This window comes from Streptomyces sp. NPDC006512 (assembly GCF_040611935.1).
Lineage (GTDB): Bacteria > Actinomycetota > Actinomycetes > Streptomycetales > Streptomycetaceae > Streptomyces.
Genome location: NZ_JBEXPG010000057.1, coordinates 39,780 through 55,190, shown reverse-complemented (window position 1 = coordinate 55,190; position 15,411 = coordinate 39,780). Strand labels below are relative to the sequence as shown.

Here is a 15,411-nt window from a genome sequence, read left to right as displayed (position 1 = left end):
GGGCCGGGGTCGGGGCCGGGGTGGGGGGTCGTCCGGGGCGGGCATGATTTATGGCGCCTTGTCCGGAGCGTCTTGTCGGGCGGGGCAGGGCGCCAACAAATCACGTTTTAGCCCCGGCCGACCCCCCACCCCGTCCCCGCCCCCGGCCTGGCGCGCCTCCGGTCCTCAAGGGGCGGGGGCATCCGCGAAGCGGTTCGGGTGGAAGGGGGTGGGGTTCAGTGGGGGGGTGGAGGCGGCGAGGGTGGCTGCGATCAGGAGGCCGGTGGCGGGGGCCAGGCCGATGCCGGCGCCCTCGTGGCCGCAGGCGTGGAGCAGGCCCGGTACCCGGGGGTCGGGGCCGATCGCCGGGAGGTGGTCGGGGAGGTAGGGGCGGAAGCCGTGGTAGGTGCGCAGGACGCGGACTCCGGCCAGGACCGGGAAGAGGGCCGCCGCCTGGGCAGCCAGGCGGCGCAGCGCCTCCGTGGACAGGCCCCGGTCGAAGCCGACGCGTTCGCGGGTCGCGCCGATCAGGACGGGGCCGGCGGGGGTGCCCTCCACCACGGCGGAGGACTGGAGGGCGGCGGAGCCGCTGGCTACGTCGGCGATGTAGTCGGCGGCGTAGACCTTGTGCCGGACCACGCGGGGCAGGGGTTCGGTGACGAGCACGAAGCCGCGGCGGGGCAGGACGGGCAGGGTGGTTCCGGCGAGGGCGGCGACCTGCCCGGCCCAGGTGCCCGCCGCGTTGACGACCGCCGGGGCGTGCAGGGTGCGCCGGGGGGTGCGGACGCCGCGGACCGTGCCGTCGGTGAGGAGGATCTCGGTGACCTCTTCGCCGAGGTGCAGCGCGGCTCCCGACGCGGCGAGGAGGCGGGCCGCCGCCTGGGCGGGCTGGACCTGGGCGTCCTGCGGGTAGTGGAAGCCGCCCGCGAGGCCCGGGGCCAGGTGCGGTTCCAGTTCGCGCAGGGCGTCCGGCCCGATCTCGGTGGAGAGGACCCCGCTGGCGCGCTGCCCGTCGGCGAAGACGCGCAGGGCCTTCAGGGTGCTCTCGTCGGGGGCGACGACCAGGCCGCCCTTGGCCTCGTACTCCGCCTCCGGCGGGAGGACGGCGGCGAGTTCGCGCCACAGGCCGGTGGACAGGAGCGCGAGGTCGAGTTCGGGGCCGGCCTCCTTGTCGGAGACGAGCAGGTTGCCCTCACCGGCGCCGGTCGTGCCTCCCGCGACGGGGCCGCGGTCGACGACCGCCACGGAGAGTCCGGAGCGTGCCGCGTAGTAGGCGCACGCGGCTCCGACGACACCGGCGCCGATGATGACGACGTCCGGTGAGGAGTGGGTCTGGGACACGGCAGTAATATGTCACATTCTTTTGAGGGTGCCTAGGTACCCGGCCGGCCCCTACGGAGAGGGGCCGGCCGGGTTTGGGTCAGCCGCGGAGCGGGCCCTCGCAGCTGAAGGAGGAGGTTCCCGCCGTCTTGTTGGTCCAGATCTCCACCGGGCCGAAGGAGCAGTTCATGTCGGCCAGGTTGTTGGAGGCGGCGCCGGCCCGGTCGAGGATGAAGTAGTCCACCGTCTCGGACATGTCCTTGAAGTTCTGGTCGTCGCTCCGCCAGTTCTTCAGGTTCGCGGAGATCCGGCCCGTACAGGTGAAGCGGCGCTTGCCGGGGTCGCCGTTCTCCACGCAGTCCGGCGTGTTGTACGTGGCCGTCGCGAAGGCCGACTTCACCGAGGCGAGCGCGGAGTCGCGCAGCTGGTCGTTCGGCGTGAAGGTGGTGTTCGGCACGAACAGCTGGTCGACCTTGGCGATCTGGGCGTCCAGGAAGCGGTTGTAGTCGCGCTGGAGGTAGGTGTCCGCGCCCGTGCGGTGGCGCCAGGCGTCGTACGCCGCGACGTCGTCGTTGCGCAGGTGGGTGTACATCTCGCGCAGGAGCGTGGGCTTCTCGGTCCACAGGAACTCGAAGAACGTGCCGGCGTAGCTGTAGAAGCGGAAGCCGTCGCCGTCGTAGGTGGCGTTCAGCAGCTGCTCGACGGTCATGCGCGGACCGCCGTTCGCGGTGTCGGCCATGACGGACTTGACGAGGGACTTGCGGACGGCGATGCCGTTGTCGCGGGTGGCGCCGTCGAAGAACTCGGCGGTGCCCTCGTCCATGGCGGTGGTGCGGTCGCTCTCGTACCAGGGGCCCTGGCCGAAGAAGCCGGGGACGGCGTAGCGGCCGTTGAGGTAGTGCGTGTACTCGTGGCGGAAGAGCTCTTCCAGGGTGAGGGAGGAGTCCTGCGGGACGCGGCGCTGGTAGGTGTAGAAGGTGGCGCCGTTCTCGATGTAGATGCCGCCGTTGTTGGTGTCGTATCCGGTCAGGATCGGGTGGTAGTTCTCGTAGTCGGCGCGGGAGCCGTAGAGCACGATGTTCAGCGTCGAGTTGGGGTCGCCGGCCAGCGGCTGGTCGGTGCCGAGCACGCGGTGGTACTGGGCCTTGACCTGCTTGCTGGCGTAGTAGAGCTGGTCGACGGTGGCCCGGTCTAGGCCGGTGCGGACCTTGATGGCGCCGTTGTCGTAGGTGTAGGTGTACGGGAAGATCTGCTTCTCGATGTCCTCCTTGCACACCCCGTACGGCTTGCAGGCGTCGTAGTAGTTGAGCCAGGAGACGAGCTTGGCCCACTGCTCGCTGCCGTTGCCGAAGTCCCTCCTGACCTGTTCCAGCATCCCGCCGAGGTCGGCGACTATCTGGTCCCGCAGGCCCGCGATCTCGCCGAAGCGGGCGTACTCGCTGAGCGCGTCGCGCGCCACCCAGGCGTTCGCGGTGCCCTTGAGGTGGGTGTGGGTCGCGAAGGCCTTGAACGCGGCGCGGTACGAGGGGTCGGCCGCGGCCGCGGCGTGGAAGGCGGCGTCCTGGTTGCCCGGGTAGACGCCGAGGTAGTTGACGGAGAGCGCGGCCAGCGCGGCGCCCGCCCAGGCGGCGTCGTGGTGGGTGGCCGGGTGGGCCGGGTCCATGGTCGCCAGGACCTTCTTGATGAGGCCGAGCTGGTGGTGGCGCAGGCCGGGCGCGCTGGCCGCGTAGAGGGCCTCGCGCAGGGTGTTGGCGTTGGTCTTCGTGACGTCGAAGGTGCGGGCGGCGGCGCCGAAGTCGGCGATGGCCTGCCGCATGGCGTTGACCGTCGGGGCGTCGGTGACGTCGATCTCGGTGCGCGAGTAGTCGTGGTAGGCCACGGCGTGCAGGTAGGTGAACATCTCCTCCAGGTGGGAGGAGTTGCGGCCGTCGTGGGCGGCGGACAGGGCCGAGATCCGGCGGGAGACCGCCTGGACGTGGGCGTCGGACATGACGGGCGCCAGGCGGGCGTCCCAGGTCCAGATGAGGCCCCGCAGACAGCCGTCGGCGAGGACGGCCTGGTCGCCGAGGAAGTCGGCGAACTGCTCCGGGGTGAGGTTCGTGATCCCGTCAAGGGTGCAGGGGACGCCCGCGGCCACGCTCCGCGCCGTGGGCGCGGCCTGGGCGGAGGCCGCCGCGCGGCTCTTCTCCGAGCGCTCGGCGGACGCGGCCGAGACCGGCGGGGACGCGGCCGGGACGGCGCCGGGCACCTTCCCGCCGGCCTCGGTCTTGCCGCCCGGGGCGAGGGCGGGTGCCGGTACGGGCGCCTGGGCGTCGGCGAGGCGCTCGACCTCGTCGAAGGGGTTCGGCGTGGCGGCCGCGGCCCCCGGGCCGAAGGCGCCGGGCGCGGAGGCGCCGCTCGCAGCGGCGGGGGTGCCCCGCTCGGACGCCTGGGTCACGGCCTGGCCGGCGGTGGCCAGGAGGGTGACCGCCACGGCGGCGGAGAGGAGGGACGTACGCACAGCTCTGTGCTGGGACACCGGTGACTCCTGGTTGGGAGGGAGGTGGGGGAAGTGGTGCGTGAACTGCCCTGCGTCACGCGGCGTTTGACGGGGATTAACGTGCCGCGGTGTGAGCTGTAACATAGTAATGTGAAATTGCACTGACAAGACCTGTGCGCCAACCAGTTCAGTACTTCTTGAGGGAGCCTCCGTGACCGACCACCCCTCCCGCCTGAACATCGGCAGCCACGACCTGCCGGTATCAGCCGAGTTGTCCCGCTTCATGGCGGCGGACTGGGCCGCCTCGCCGCTGTCCGCCGCGGCGCGCGTCCCCGCCCACGCCGTGACCCCCGCGCGCCGGGCCCGCCTCTCGGCGCTCTTCCCGGGCGAGCGGCTCGTCGTACCGGCGGGCGAGCTGAAGGTCCGCTCCAACGACTGCGACCACCGGTTCCGGCCGCACAGCGCGTACGCCTGGCTCACGGGCCTGACCGGCGAGGACCAGGTGGGCCACGTCCTGGTGCTGGAGCCCTCCGGGCCGACCGGCCACGAGGCCGTCCTGTACCTGCGGCCGCGCTCGCCCCGGACCGGCGGCAACGAGGAGTTCTACCGAGACCGCCGCTACGGGGAGTTCTGGGTGGGCCGGCGCCCCGACCTCGCGGAGGCGGAACGGCTGACGGGCATCCGCTGCGCGCACCTGGACGCCCTCGGCACCCCGCCGGCCCGCGACGCCTCCACCGACCGGGAGCTGGCCACCGCCCTGTCGGAGCTGCGCCTGGTCAAGGACGCCTGGGAGGTCGGCCAGCTCCAGCTGGCGGTCGACCACACCACCGCCGGGTTCGAGGACGTCGTACGGGCCCTGCCGCGGGCGCTGGCCCATCCGCGCGGGGAGCGCTGGATCGAGGGGGTCTTCGGCCTGCGCGCCCGGGCGGAGGGCAACGGCACCGGCTACGACACGATCGCGGCCTCGGGCGCCCACGCCTGCGTACTGCACTGGATCCGCAACGACGGCCGGCTCGACGGCGGCGACCTGCTGCTGTTGGACGCGGGCGTGGAGACCGACACCCTCTACACCGCCGACATCACCCGCACCCTCCCGCTGTCGGGCCGCTTCTCCCCCGTGCAGCGGCAGGTGTACGAACTGGTACTGGCCGCCCAGGACGCCGGCATGGCGGCGCTGCGCCCGGGCGCGAGCTTCCGCGACTTCCACCGCGCGGGGATGCGCGTCATCGCGGAAGGGCTCGCCGAGTGGGGGGTCCTGAAGGACGCGGAGGGCGATCTGCACCGGCGGTACACCCTGTGCAGCAGCGGACACATGCTGGGACTGGACGTCCACGACTGCGCGCAGGCGCGGGCCGACACCTACCTGGACGGCGTCCTGGAGGAGGGTCAGGTCCTCACCGTGGAACCGGGCCTCTACCTCCAGCCCGACGACGAGACCCTCCCGGCGGAGCTGCGCGGCATCGGCGTGCGCATCGAGGACGACCTGGTCGTCACCGCCGACGGCGCCCGCCTGATGTCCGGAGCCCTGCCGCGCACGGTGGCGGGCATCGAGGAGTGGATGGGCCACCTCCTGGAGGGCTAGTGCCGTGACCGGGACCAGTGCCGTGGCCTGGACTAGGCAGTGCCGTCCCGGCCCGGCTCCCGGTCGCCCAGGCGCGCCACCAGTTCCTCGACGAAGACGTCGAGATGGGGCGGCCGGGGGCCGGGGCGGGTGGCGCAGTACCAGGTGCGGGTGAGGGGCCGGGCGCCGATGCGGACCAGGGCCAGGCCGTGCGAGGCGACGTACGGGGCGGCGACCCAGTTCGGCAGGACCGTGACGCCCTGGCCGCCCGCCACCATCTCGACGACCAGGTCGGTCACGACCGGCATGGTCGTGATCCGGCCCGGCCGGGCCCCCTCCGGGAGGGGCAGGTGCAGCGACGGGATGCGCTGCTGGTCGTAGAAGTCGTAGAGGACCAGGTCCACCCCGTCGAAGTCACGGGCGGTCAGGTGGGCGCGGGAGGCCCACGGATGGCCGGCGGGGACCACCGCCGTCATCTCGTCCTCGAAGAGGCGGACCAGCTCCACCTTGTCCGCCTGCGCGTCGATCTTGGTGACCAGCGCGACGTCGACCTGGTCGGCGAGCAGTGCCGGGACCGGGGCGTCGTCGGGGACGGTCTCGATGCGGACCTCGATGCCGGGCGCGCGCTCGCGGAAGGCGCGCAGGACGGGCGGGAGCCAGGGAAAGGTGGTGCTGCACTGGGCGGTGAAGCGCACCCGCCGGTCGCGTCCGTCGCGGAGCTCCCGCAGGTCGCGAGAGGCTGACTCCAGTTCGCCGAGGACGTGGTGGGCGGCGGCCAGCAGCCGGCGGCCCGCCGCGTTGGGCACCAGGCGGCGGCCCTCGCGGTCGAAGACGCGCATGCCGAGGCGGGACTCCAGCCGGGTGAGCCGCTGGCTGAGGGCGGGCTGGCTGACGTAGAGCCGTTCGGCGGCCGCGGTCAGGGAGCCGGCCTCGGCCGTGGCGTGCAGGAGCTCCAGGTCACGCAGGTCCACATCCATAACCGTGGATTATCACATGCTCCGATTTCCGTCGTGGTGTGATGGGCTGACGGCTCGTAGGTTCGTGGGGTCCCCCCGTTGATCCGGCCCGGAAGGCACCCCCACCATGACCGACACCAGCACCGCCCGCGTCCCCGTCACCACCGCCCTGGTCACCGGCGCCTCCAGCGGGATCGGGCTCGACATCGCCCGCGCCTTCCTGGCCGACGGCGCCGCCGTGGTCCTCGGCGGCCGTGACGCCGGCCGGCTGGAGCGGGCCGCCGCCGGCCTCGGGCACCCCGAGCGCACCGCCTGGGTCGCGGGCGACATCGCGGACCCGCGGACCGGGGAGGCGCTCGTGGCCACCGCCCTGGAGCGGTTCGGCCGGATCGACGTCCTGGTCAACAACGCGGGCACCTTCGCCTCCAAGCCGTTCACCGAGGTGACCGAGGAGGAGCTCGACGGCTTCCTCACCGGCAACCTGAAGGGCACCTACCTCACCACGCAGGCCGTGGTGCGGGCCCTGCGCGCGCAGGGCGAGGGCGGCAGCATCGTCAACATCGGCACCGTGCTGGTCGACCACGGCCTGGCCGGCTTCCCGGCCTCCGCGCCGGTGGTCAGCAAGGCCGGGGTGCACGCGCTGACGACGAGCCTGGCCGCGGAGCTCGCCGCGGACGGCATCCGGGTCAACCTCGTGTCGCCCGGCATCATCCGCACGCCCCTGCACGGAGGTTCCGAGGTGGACGCCTTCGGCGGCCTCGCCCTGCTGAACCGCGTGGGCGAGGTCTCCGAGATCTCCGAGGCCGTGCTCTACCTCGCGGGGGCGGCGTTCGTCACCGGACACGCCCTGCGCGTGGACGGGGGCCACGTCACGGGCCGCCCCTGAGCCCCGCCCCGCGCGGAGGGCGCCGCCTACGACAGGACCGCGATGCCGTCCAGTTCGACCAGGGCCTCGGCGTCCCACAGCCGGACGATTCCGACCACGGCCATCGCCGGGTAGTCACGGCCGGCCAACCGCCGCCACACCCGCCCGAGTTCGCCGGCGTGTTCGCGGTACGCCGCCACGTCCGCCGCGTACACCGTGACGCGGGCGAGGTCCGCCGGGGTGCCGCCCGCCGCCGCGAGGGCGGCCAGGAGGTTGGTCAGGGCCTGCTCGAACTGCTCGGGCAGGGTCTCGCCCACCACCTTCCCGGCGGCGTCCAGCGCGGTCTGCCCCGCCAGGAACACGAGGCGGCCCCCGGTGGCGACGACGGCGTGCGAGAAGCCGGCCGCCGGGGACAGCCGCTCCGGGTTGACGCGCTCCAGGCTCATCGGGCCGCCACCTCCCGGTACAGCTCCTTCGCGATGATCGTGCGCTGCACCTCGCTGGCGCCCTCGTAGATCCTGGGGGCCCGCACTTCCCGGTAGAGGTGCTCCAGCAGATGGCCGCGGCGCAGGGCGGCCGCTCCGTGCAGCTGGACGGCGTGGTCGACGACGTACTGGGCCGTCTCGGTGGCGAGGAGCTTGGCCATCGCCGCCCGGCGGGGGACGTCGGGAGCGCCGCGGTCGTGGGCCCCGGCGGCCGCGTAGACCAGCAGCCGGGCCGCTTCGGTGCGGGTGGCCATCTCGGCGACCCGGTGCGCGACGGCCTGGAGGTCGGCCAGGACCCCGCCGAAGGCGGTCCGGCCCGCCGTGTGCGCGAGGGTGGCGTCCAGGGCGGCGCGGGCCATGCCGACGGCGAACGCGCCGACGCTCGGCCGGAACAGGTTCAGCGTCCGCATGGCGACGCGGAAGCCCTGCCCGGGCTCGCCGAGGACGTCCTCCGGGCCGACGGGCACCCCGTCGAAGGCGAGGGAGCCGATCGGGTGCGGCGACAGCATGTCCAGGGCCTCGCCGCTGAGGCCCCCGCGGTCCGCGGGGACCAGGAAGGCGGTGATGCCCTTGGCGCCGGGCGCCTCACCCGTCCGGGCGAACACGGTGTAGAAGTCCGCCTCGGGGGCGTTGGAGATCCAGCACTTGGCTCCGGTCAGCCGCCAGCCCGGCCCGTCCGGCTCGGCGGCCAGGGCCAGGGCCGCCGCGTCCGAGCCGGCGCCCGGCTCGCTCAGCGCGAAGGCCGCCACGGTCCGCCCCGCCCGTACGCCGGGCAGCCAGCGCTCCCGCTGCGCCGCGCTGCCCGCACCGAGCACGGGGTGCGCGCCGAGGCCCTGGAGGGCCAGGGCGGTCTCCGCCTCGGTGCATCCGTAGGCCAGGGACTCCCGCAGCAGGCACAGCTCCAGCGCGCCGGAGGTGAACACCCGCTCCAGCAGGCCCAGTTCCCCCAGTTCCGCGAGCAGCGGCCGGTTCACGCGGCCCGGTTCGCCCTTCTCGGCGAGCGGCCTCAGCCGTTCCCGCGCCAGGGTGCGCAGCCGGCCGCACCATTCCTCTTCTTCCGCCCCGAGCGCGAATCCGGTCATCCGAATGCCCCAGTTCTATCGCGTCCTGTTGACTGCCGTCACCATCACGATACGCTCGTGTCGCGACCGCACGGCCGGCTCCACCTCAATCCGGACGTTGCAAGGGGGCGAACCCGCCTTGGAGCTCATGCCTTCCGCCCACGCCGACACCTTTGCCCGGGACCATCTCCCGCCCGCCCACGCCTGGCCGAACCTGCTGTTCGAACTCCCCGAACTGGCCTATCCGGACCGGCTGAACTGCGGAGCCGAGCTGCTCGACGCCACCATCGGCCGGTTCGGGCCGGACCGGCCGGCGTTCCGCAGCGGCTCGGGCGAGGTGTGGTCGTACGGGGAACTGCGCGAGCGCGTGGACCGCCTGGCCCACGTCCTCACCGTGGATCTCGGCGTGGTGCCCGGCAACCGGGTCCTGCTGCGCGGGCCCACCGGCCCCTGGCTCGCCGCCTGCTGGCTGGCGGTCATGAAGGCGGGCGCGGTGGCCGTCACCGTACTGGCCCAGCAGCGGGCCCAGGAGCTGGCCACGGTGTGCGCGATGGCCCGGGTGCGGCACGCCCTGTGCCACGTGAGCGCCCTCGACGACCTGGCGAAGGCCGAGGTGCCCGGGCTGCGGATCACCGCGTACGGCGGGGAGGCGCCGGACGACCTGCTGCGGCTGGCGCGGGCGCACACCGCTCCCTACGAGGCCGTCGGGACCTCCGCCGACGACGTGGCGCTGATCGCCTTCACCTCCGGGACCACCGGCCGCCCCAAGGGCTGCATGCACTTCCACCGGGACCTGCTCGCCGTCGCCGACACCTTCTCCGCCGGCGTGCTGCGCCCCCGTCCCGACGACGTGTTCGCGGGCAGTCCCCCGCTCGGGTTCACCTTCGGCCTCGGCGGGCTGGTGGTGTTCCCGCTGCGGGCCGGCGCCTGCGCGCTGCTGCTGGAGCAGGCCGCGCCCCGGGCGCTGCTGCCCGCGCTCGCCGAGCACCGGGTGACGGTGCTGTTCACCGCCCCCACCGCCTACCGGTCGATGCTGGACACGCTCGGCCCGTACGACACGGGCGCCTACGACCTGTCCGCGCTGCGCCGCTGCGTCTCGGCGGGCGAGAACCTGCCCGAGGCGACCTGGCGGGCCTGGTACGAGCGCACCGGCCTGCGGATCATCAACGGGATCGGGGCCACCGAGCTGCTGCACATCTTCATCTCGGCGGCGGACGAGGACATCCGCCCCGGCACGACCGGCCGGGTGGTGCCGGGCTGGCAGGCCCGGGTGGTGGACCCGTCGGGGCGGCCGGTGGCGGACAACGAGCCGGGGCTGCTGGCGGTGCGGGGGCCGGTGGGCTGCCGCTACCTGGCCGACCCGCGGCAGGGCGAGTACGTGCGGGACGGCTGGAACCTGACCGGCGACACCTACGTCCGCGATCCGGAGGGCTACTTCCGCTACGTCGCCCGCGCCGACGACATGATCATCTCCGCCGGGTACAACATCGCGGGCCCGGAGGTCGAGGAGGCCCTGCTGCGCCATCCGGACGTGGTGGAGGCGGCGGTCGTCGGCCGGCCCGACGAGCGGCGCGGGCAGGTCGTGGTGGCGTACACCGTCCTGCGGGAGGGGGTGGTGCTGACCGAGGACGACCTGCGGACCTTCATGCGCGGTGAACTGGCCCCGCACAAGTGCCCGCGCTCGTTCGTGTTCCTCCCGGCGCTGCCGCGCACCGCGACCGGCAAACTCCAACGGTTCCGGCTGCGCGATCTAGAGTGAACCCGTGGCCGAGCAGCACACTCCGCGATCCCTGATCGTCACGTTCTACGGCGCCTACGGGCGGTCCTTCGAGGGCCCCGTACCGGTGTCCGCCCTGGTCCGCCTGCTGGGCGCGGCCGGGGTGGACGCGCCGTCCGTCCGCTCCTCGGTGTCGCGCCTCAAGCGGCGCGGCTTCCTGGAGCCGGCGCGGGCGGCGGACGGCTCGGCCGGGTACGCCCTCTCCGAGGAGGCCCGGCTGCTGCTGGCGGACGGGGACCGGCGGATCTACGGCGAACCCCCGGTCTCGGGGGAATGGCTGGTCGCGGTGTTCTCCGTACCGGAGCAGGAGCGGCACAAGCGGCACCTGCTGCGCTCCCGGCTGGCCCGCCTCGGCTTCGGGGCCGTCGCCCCCGGCGTCTGGATCGCCCCGGCGCACCTGGCCGGGGAGACCGGCCACACCCTGGAGCGGCTGCACCTGACGGCGTACGTGGAGCTGTTCCGCGGCGCCCACCTCGGCTTCGCCCCGACCGCCGAGGCCGTGGCCCGCTGGTGGGACCTGGCGGCGCTGGCCAAGCAGCACGAGGAGTTCCTCGACCTGCACGAACCGGCCCTGCGCTCCCTCCAGAGCGGCCCGGAGCCCACCCCGGAGGCGGCCTACCGGACCTACCTGCCGGCCCTGGACACCTGGCGCCGCCTGCCGTACGCCGACCCGGGGCTGCCCCGCGACCTGCTGCCCGCCGACTGGCCGGGCGACCGCGCGGCCGCGGTCTTCGCCGAACTCCACGCCCGGCTCCGCGACACGGGCGCCCTCTTCGTACGGGAGTAGCCCCCGCCCTCGGCGGGCGCGGCCCGGCGGAAACTCCGGTGCGCGGCGCGTCCGGGGCACGCCACGATGGGCCATGACATGGACCTTCAGCACTGATCTGGCGGCCTACCTGGCCGCCGCGCGCCCGGCCGTGGCCGCGCAGCCCGTCGTCAACACCCTCCTGCTGACCATCGCCGACGCCCTGGAACGGCGCGGCCCGCACGCCCACGGCCCCGGAGAGCCCGTCTTCGGCTGGTGGACGGGGGCGGACGGGGCCGTCGCCGGGGCGGTGCTGCGCACGCCGCCGTTCCCGCTGGTCCTCGGCGCTCTGCCCGGGGAGGCCGTGCGGGCCCTGGGCGGCGCGCTGGCCGCCGAGCCGCTCCTCGCCGGGGTCGACGCCTTCAACGTGCGGGCCCGGGACGTGCCCGTGCTGGCCCCGGCCTGGGGGGCGCCGTCCCGGGTCGCGGAGCAGAGCCGGCTGTACCGGCTCGCCGCGCCGACGGCCCCCGACCCGTTCCCGCGGGGGCGGGCCCGGCCCGCGGCCGAGGGGGACCTGCCGCTGCTGCGGGAGTGGAACGAGGCGTTCGCCCGGGAGACCGGCCAGCCGGGCGCCGCCTCCGAGGCGGCCCTGCGCGACCGGATCTCCTACGGGGGGATCCTGCTCTGGGAGGACGGGGGCACCCCGGTGTCGACGGCCGGTTTCTCCCGCCCGATCGGCTCCGTCTCCCGCGTGTACCCGGTGTACACGCCGCCCGGCGCCCGGGGCCGCGGCTACGCCGCCGGGGTGACGCACGCGGTGGGCGCGGCGGCGTACGCGGCCGGGGCCGCGGAGGTGCTGCTGTTCACCGACCTGGACAACCCCACCAGCAACGGCGTCTACCGGCGCATCGGCTACGTCCCGGTCGAGGACCGCGTCCAGCTGGTCCGCGCCTGAGCGCGGCCGGCGCCGGGCGCGGTCAGCCCCGGCCCGTCGGGGGTTTGCGGCTGCCGGCCCGGTACGGGTCGGGCCAGGGGGCGGCCGGGCCGGCGTAGTCCTGGTCGGCGGCCGCGTGCAGGGTCCAGTTCGGGTCGTAGAGGTGCGGGCGGCCCACGGCGCACAGGTCGGCGCGGCCGGCCAGGAGCAGGGAGTTGACGTCGTCCCAGGAGGAGATGGCGCCAACCGCGATGACCGGGACGCCGAGGGCGTTGCGGATCCGGTCGGCGTGGGGGGTCTGGTAGGAGCGCCCGTACTCGGGCTTCTCGTCGGCCACCACCTGGCCCGTCGAGACGTCGACGGCGTCGGCTCCGTGCGCGGCGAAGGCGGCGGCGATCCCCTCGGCCTCCTCGGGCGTGGTGCCGCCGGGGGCCCAGTCGGTCGCCGAGAGGCGGACCGTCATCGGGCGGTCCTCGGGCCAGACCTCGCGGACCGCGTCGAAGACCTCCAGCGGGAACCGCAGCCGCTTCTCCGGGGAGCCCCCGTAGGCGTCGTCGCGGTGGTTGGTGAGCGGGGACAGGAAGCCGGACAGCAGGTAGCCGTGCGCGCAGTGCAGTTCCAGCAGGTCGAAGCCGCAGTCGGCGGCGCGTACGGCGGCGGCCGCGAACTCGGAGCGGATCGCCGTGAGGTCGTCGCGCGTCAGGGCGCGCGGGACGGCGGAGACGCCCGGCCGGTAGGGCAGCGCGGAGGCCGCGACGAGCGGCCAGTTGCCCTGCGGGAGCGGTTCGTCCATGCCCTCCCACATGACGCGCGTCGAGCCCTTGCGGCCGGAGTGGCCGAGCTGCACGCCGAGGGCCGCGCCGGGGGCGGAGGTGTGGACGAAGTCCACGATCCGTTTCCAGGCGGTGGCCTGTTCGGCCGTCCACAGGCCCGCGCAGGCGGGGGTGATGCGGCCTTCGGCGCTGACGCAGACCATCTCGGTCATGACGAGTCCGGCGCCGCCGAGGGCCCGCGCGCCCAGGTGCACCAGGTGGAACTCCCCCGGCACCCCGTCCCGCGCGGAGTACATGTCCATGGGCGAGACGACGACCCGGTTGCGCAGGGTCAGCCCGCGCAGGGTGAACGGGGTGAACATCGGCGGAGTTCCCGCGCCCCCGGGGGTCTGCGGGTCCGGCTGGGGGCAGCCGAAGTCCCGTTCCACGGCGCGGGTGAAGCGGGGGTCGCGCAGCCGGAGGTTGTCGTGGGTGACGCGGCGGCTGCGGGTGAGGAGGTTGAAGGCGAACTGCCGGGCGGGCTGGGCGACGTAGCCCTCGATGTCCTCGAACCAGCGCATGCTGGCGGCGGCCGCCCGCTGGGTGCTGGCCACGGCGGGGCGGCGGGCCTCCTCGTAGGCCGCGAGGGCCTGCGGGACGGCGGGCTCCGCCGCCAGTGCCTCGGCGAGCGCGAGGGCGTCCTCGACGGCGAGTTTGGTGCCGGAGCCGATGGAGAAGTGGGCGGTGTGCGCGGCGTCTCCGACGAGGGCGACGTTGCCGTGCGACCAGCTGCCGCAGACGACGGTGGGGAAACGGGTCCACGCCGAGCGGTTGCCGCGCAGGGGCCGTCCCCGCAGGGCCTCGCCGAAGGTCTTGGCGCAGCGGGCGGCGGACTCCTCCTCGTCGCAGAGGTCGAACCCGGCGGCCCGCCACACCTCCTCGCGCATCTCGACGATCACGGTGGAGGCGCCGGACCGGATCCGCGTCCCTGCGGGCCCCGGTGCGCGGTGGTCGTCGGGCATCGGGCGGGAGTACGGGTAGGCGTGCAGCTGCATCACGCCGTGCTCGGTCTCCGCGATCTCGAAGCGGAAGGCGTCGAAGGCGAAGTCGGCGGCGAGCCAGATGTAGCGGCAGCGTCCTTCCGTCACGGTCGGCCGGAAGTGCGCGGCGCCGCTGGTGCGGGTGGCGCTGTGCACCCCGTCGGCGGCGACCACCAGGTCGTGGGTCGCGGCGAGGGCCCAGGCGTCGGGGGCGCCGGTACGGAAGCGGAGCCGCACTCCGAGTCCGGCGCAGCGCTCGTGGAGGATCTCCAGCAGCCGGCGTCGGCCCAGCGCCGCGAAACCGTGGCCGCCGGAGGTGAGGAGCCGGCCGCGGTGCACGACGTCCACGTCGTCCCAGCGGACGAACTCGGCGCCGAGGGCGGCGTGGACGACGGTGTCGGCCCGTTCGATGCCGCCCAGGGTCTCGTCGGAGAGGACGACGCCGAAGCCGAAGGTGTCGTCGGGGGCCCGGCGTTCCCACACCTCGACGCGGTGGCCCTGCCGGGCGAGCAGTGCGGCCGTGTACAGGCCGCCCGGTCCCCCGCCGAGGACGGCCACCCGCAGGGCGCTCGCTGCCATGTGGCTACCTGCCCTTCCACTCCGGCGGGCGCTTCCCGGTGAAGGCCGCGTGGAACTCCGCGTAGTCCTGGCCGTGCATCAGGAGGGCCTGGGTGTTGGCGTCCAGCTCCACCGACGCGGCCAGCGGCATGTCGAGTTCCGCGGTCAGCAGGGCCTTGGTCTGGGCGTGGGCGAGGGCGGGTCCGGCGGCGAGCCGGGCGGCCAGTTCGGCGGCCCGGGCGTCGGCCTTGCCCTCGTCGACGAGTTCGCTGAGGAGCCCGATGCGTTCCGCCTCGGGGGCGCGTACGGGCTCTCCGAGCATCAGGAGCCGGGTGGCGTGGCCGAGGCCGACGACCCGGGGCAGCAGGTAGGCGGCGCCCATGTCGCCGCCGGAGAGTCCGACCCGGGTGAACAGGAACGCGAAGCGGGCGGTGGGGTCGGCGATCCGGAAGTCGGCGGCGAGGGCGAGGACGGCTCCGGCTCCGGCGGCCACCCCGTGCACGGCGGCGATCACTGGGAAGGGGCATTCGCGGACGGCCCGCACGACCTGGCCGGTCATCCGGTTGAAGTCGAGGAGTTCGGCGGTGTCCATGGCGAGGGTGGCGCCGATGATCTCGTCCACGTCTCCGCCGGAGCAGAAGCCGCGTCCCTCTCCGGCCAGGACGAGGGCGCGCACGGAGCGTTCGCGGGACAGTTCGGCGAGCAGATCGCGCAGGTCGGCGTAGGCGCCGAAGGTGAGCGCGTTCAGCTTCTCGGGGCGGTCGAGGGTGACGGTGGCCACGCCGTCCTGCCGGGTCACCCGCAGGTGGCGCCACCGTTCGGTCGCTGGTGTGGAACCGGTGAAGGGGCTCACGGAACCGACGGTATCACCGAGTCGTGACCATCGTCACAGAAACGCG

Annotated in this window: 12 protein-coding genes; 5 read left to right on the top strand and 7 right to left on the bottom strand. The window is 74.3% G+C overall.

Going from position 1 to position 15,411, the window contains the following annotated elements; all coding sequences use genetic code 11:
• Positions 1-165: 165 nt before the first annotated feature.
• Together ABZZ17_RS31195 and ABZZ17_RS31190 are read right to left on the bottom strand one after the other, a co-directional pair.
• Complete coding sequence (locus ABZZ17_RS31195) at positions 166-1,320, bottom strand: FAD-binding oxidoreductase (RefSeq protein ID WP_356881003.1); 1,155 nt, start codon at positions 1,318-1,320, stop codon at positions 166-168.
• A 79-nt stretch (positions 1,321-1,399) separates the two neighbouring features.
• Positions 1,400-3,817 (bottom strand): collagenase, encoded by a 2,418-nt coding sequence (locus ABZZ17_RS31190; RefSeq protein WP_356881002.1) that lies wholly within the window; start codon positions 3,815-3,817, stop codon positions 1,400-1,402.
• 172 nt (positions 3,818-3,989) lie between these two features.
• On the opposite strand from ABZZ17_RS31190, the gene ABZZ17_RS31185 reads away from it, so the two are divergent.
• Positions 3,990-5,360: an aminopeptidase P family protein gene (locus ABZZ17_RS31185; RefSeq protein WP_356881000.1), complete on the top strand. Its 1,371-nt coding sequence runs from the start codon at positions 3,990-3,992 to the stop codon at positions 5,358-5,360.
• Between the two features lie 32 nt (positions 5,361-5,392).
• Here the strand turns inward: ABZZ17_RS31185 and ABZZ17_RS31180 are convergent, their stop codons facing one another.
• Positions 5,393-6,316, bottom strand: coding sequence for a LysR family transcriptional regulator (locus ABZZ17_RS31180; RefSeq protein WP_356880998.1), 924 nt, complete (start codon positions 6,314-6,316; stop codon positions 5,393-5,395).
• A gap of 106 nt (positions 6,317-6,422) precedes the next feature.
• On the opposite strand from ABZZ17_RS31180, the gene ABZZ17_RS31175 reads away from it, so the two are divergent.
• Positions 6,423-7,181, top strand: a complete 759-nt coding sequence (locus tag ABZZ17_RS31175; protein WP_356880996.1) for an SDR family oxidoreductase — start codon at positions 6,423-6,425, stop codon at positions 7,179-7,181.
• A gap of 26 nt (positions 7,182-7,207) precedes the next feature.
• On the opposite strand, the gene ABZZ17_RS31170 is transcribed toward ABZZ17_RS31175, so the two are convergent.
• Positions 7,208-7,606: a RidA family protein gene (locus ABZZ17_RS31170; RefSeq protein ID WP_356880994.1), complete on the bottom strand. Its 399-nt coding sequence runs from the start codon at positions 7,604-7,606 to the stop codon at positions 7,208-7,210.
• Positions 7,603-8,727 carry an acyl-CoA dehydrogenase family protein gene (locus ABZZ17_RS31165; RefSeq protein WP_356880992.1) on the bottom strand — a complete coding sequence of 375 codons (1,125 nt, stop codon included), beginning with the start codon at positions 8,725-8,727 and terminating at the stop codon, positions 7,603-7,605. Before ABZZ17_RS31165 ends, ABZZ17_RS31170 begins: the two co-directional genes overlap by 4 nt.
• 127 nt (positions 8,728-8,854) lie before the next feature.
• On the opposite strand from ABZZ17_RS31165, the gene ABZZ17_RS31160 reads away from it, so the two are divergent.
• From ABZZ17_RS31160 to ABZZ17_RS31150, 3 genes are all read left to right on the top strand, one after another.
• Positions 8,855-10,465 (top strand): AMP-binding protein, encoded by a 1,611-nt coding sequence (locus ABZZ17_RS31160; protein WP_356881007.1) that lies wholly within the window; start codon positions 8,855-8,857, stop codon positions 10,463-10,465.
• A 4-nt stretch (positions 10,466-10,469) separates the two neighbouring features.
• Positions 10,470-11,270, top strand: a complete 801-nt coding sequence (locus ABZZ17_RS31155; protein WP_356880990.1) for a PaaX family transcriptional regulator C-terminal domain-containing protein — start codon at positions 10,470-10,472, stop codon at positions 11,268-11,270.
• 73 nt (positions 11,271-11,343) lie between these two features.
• Positions 11,344-12,183, top strand: a complete 840-nt coding sequence (locus tag ABZZ17_RS31150) for a GNAT family N-acetyltransferase (protein WP_356880988.1) — start codon at positions 11,344-11,346, stop codon at positions 12,181-12,183.
• Between the two features lie 22 nt (positions 12,184-12,205).
• On the opposite strand, the gene ABZZ17_RS31145 is transcribed toward ABZZ17_RS31150, so the two are convergent.
• On the bottom strand, positions 12,206-14,533 hold the full coding sequence (locus ABZZ17_RS31145; protein WP_356880986.1) for a bifunctional salicylyl-CoA 5-hydroxylase/oxidoreductase: 2,328 nt from the start codon (positions 14,531-14,533) through the stop codon (positions 12,206-12,208).
• 4 nt (positions 14,534-14,537) lie between these two features.
• Positions 14,538-15,365: an enoyl-CoA hydratase family protein gene (locus tag ABZZ17_RS31140; RefSeq protein ID WP_281209128.1), complete on the bottom strand. Its 828-nt coding sequence runs from the start codon at positions 15,363-15,365 to the stop codon at positions 14,538-14,540.
• Between the last annotated feature and the right edge of the window lie 46 nt (positions 15,366-15,411).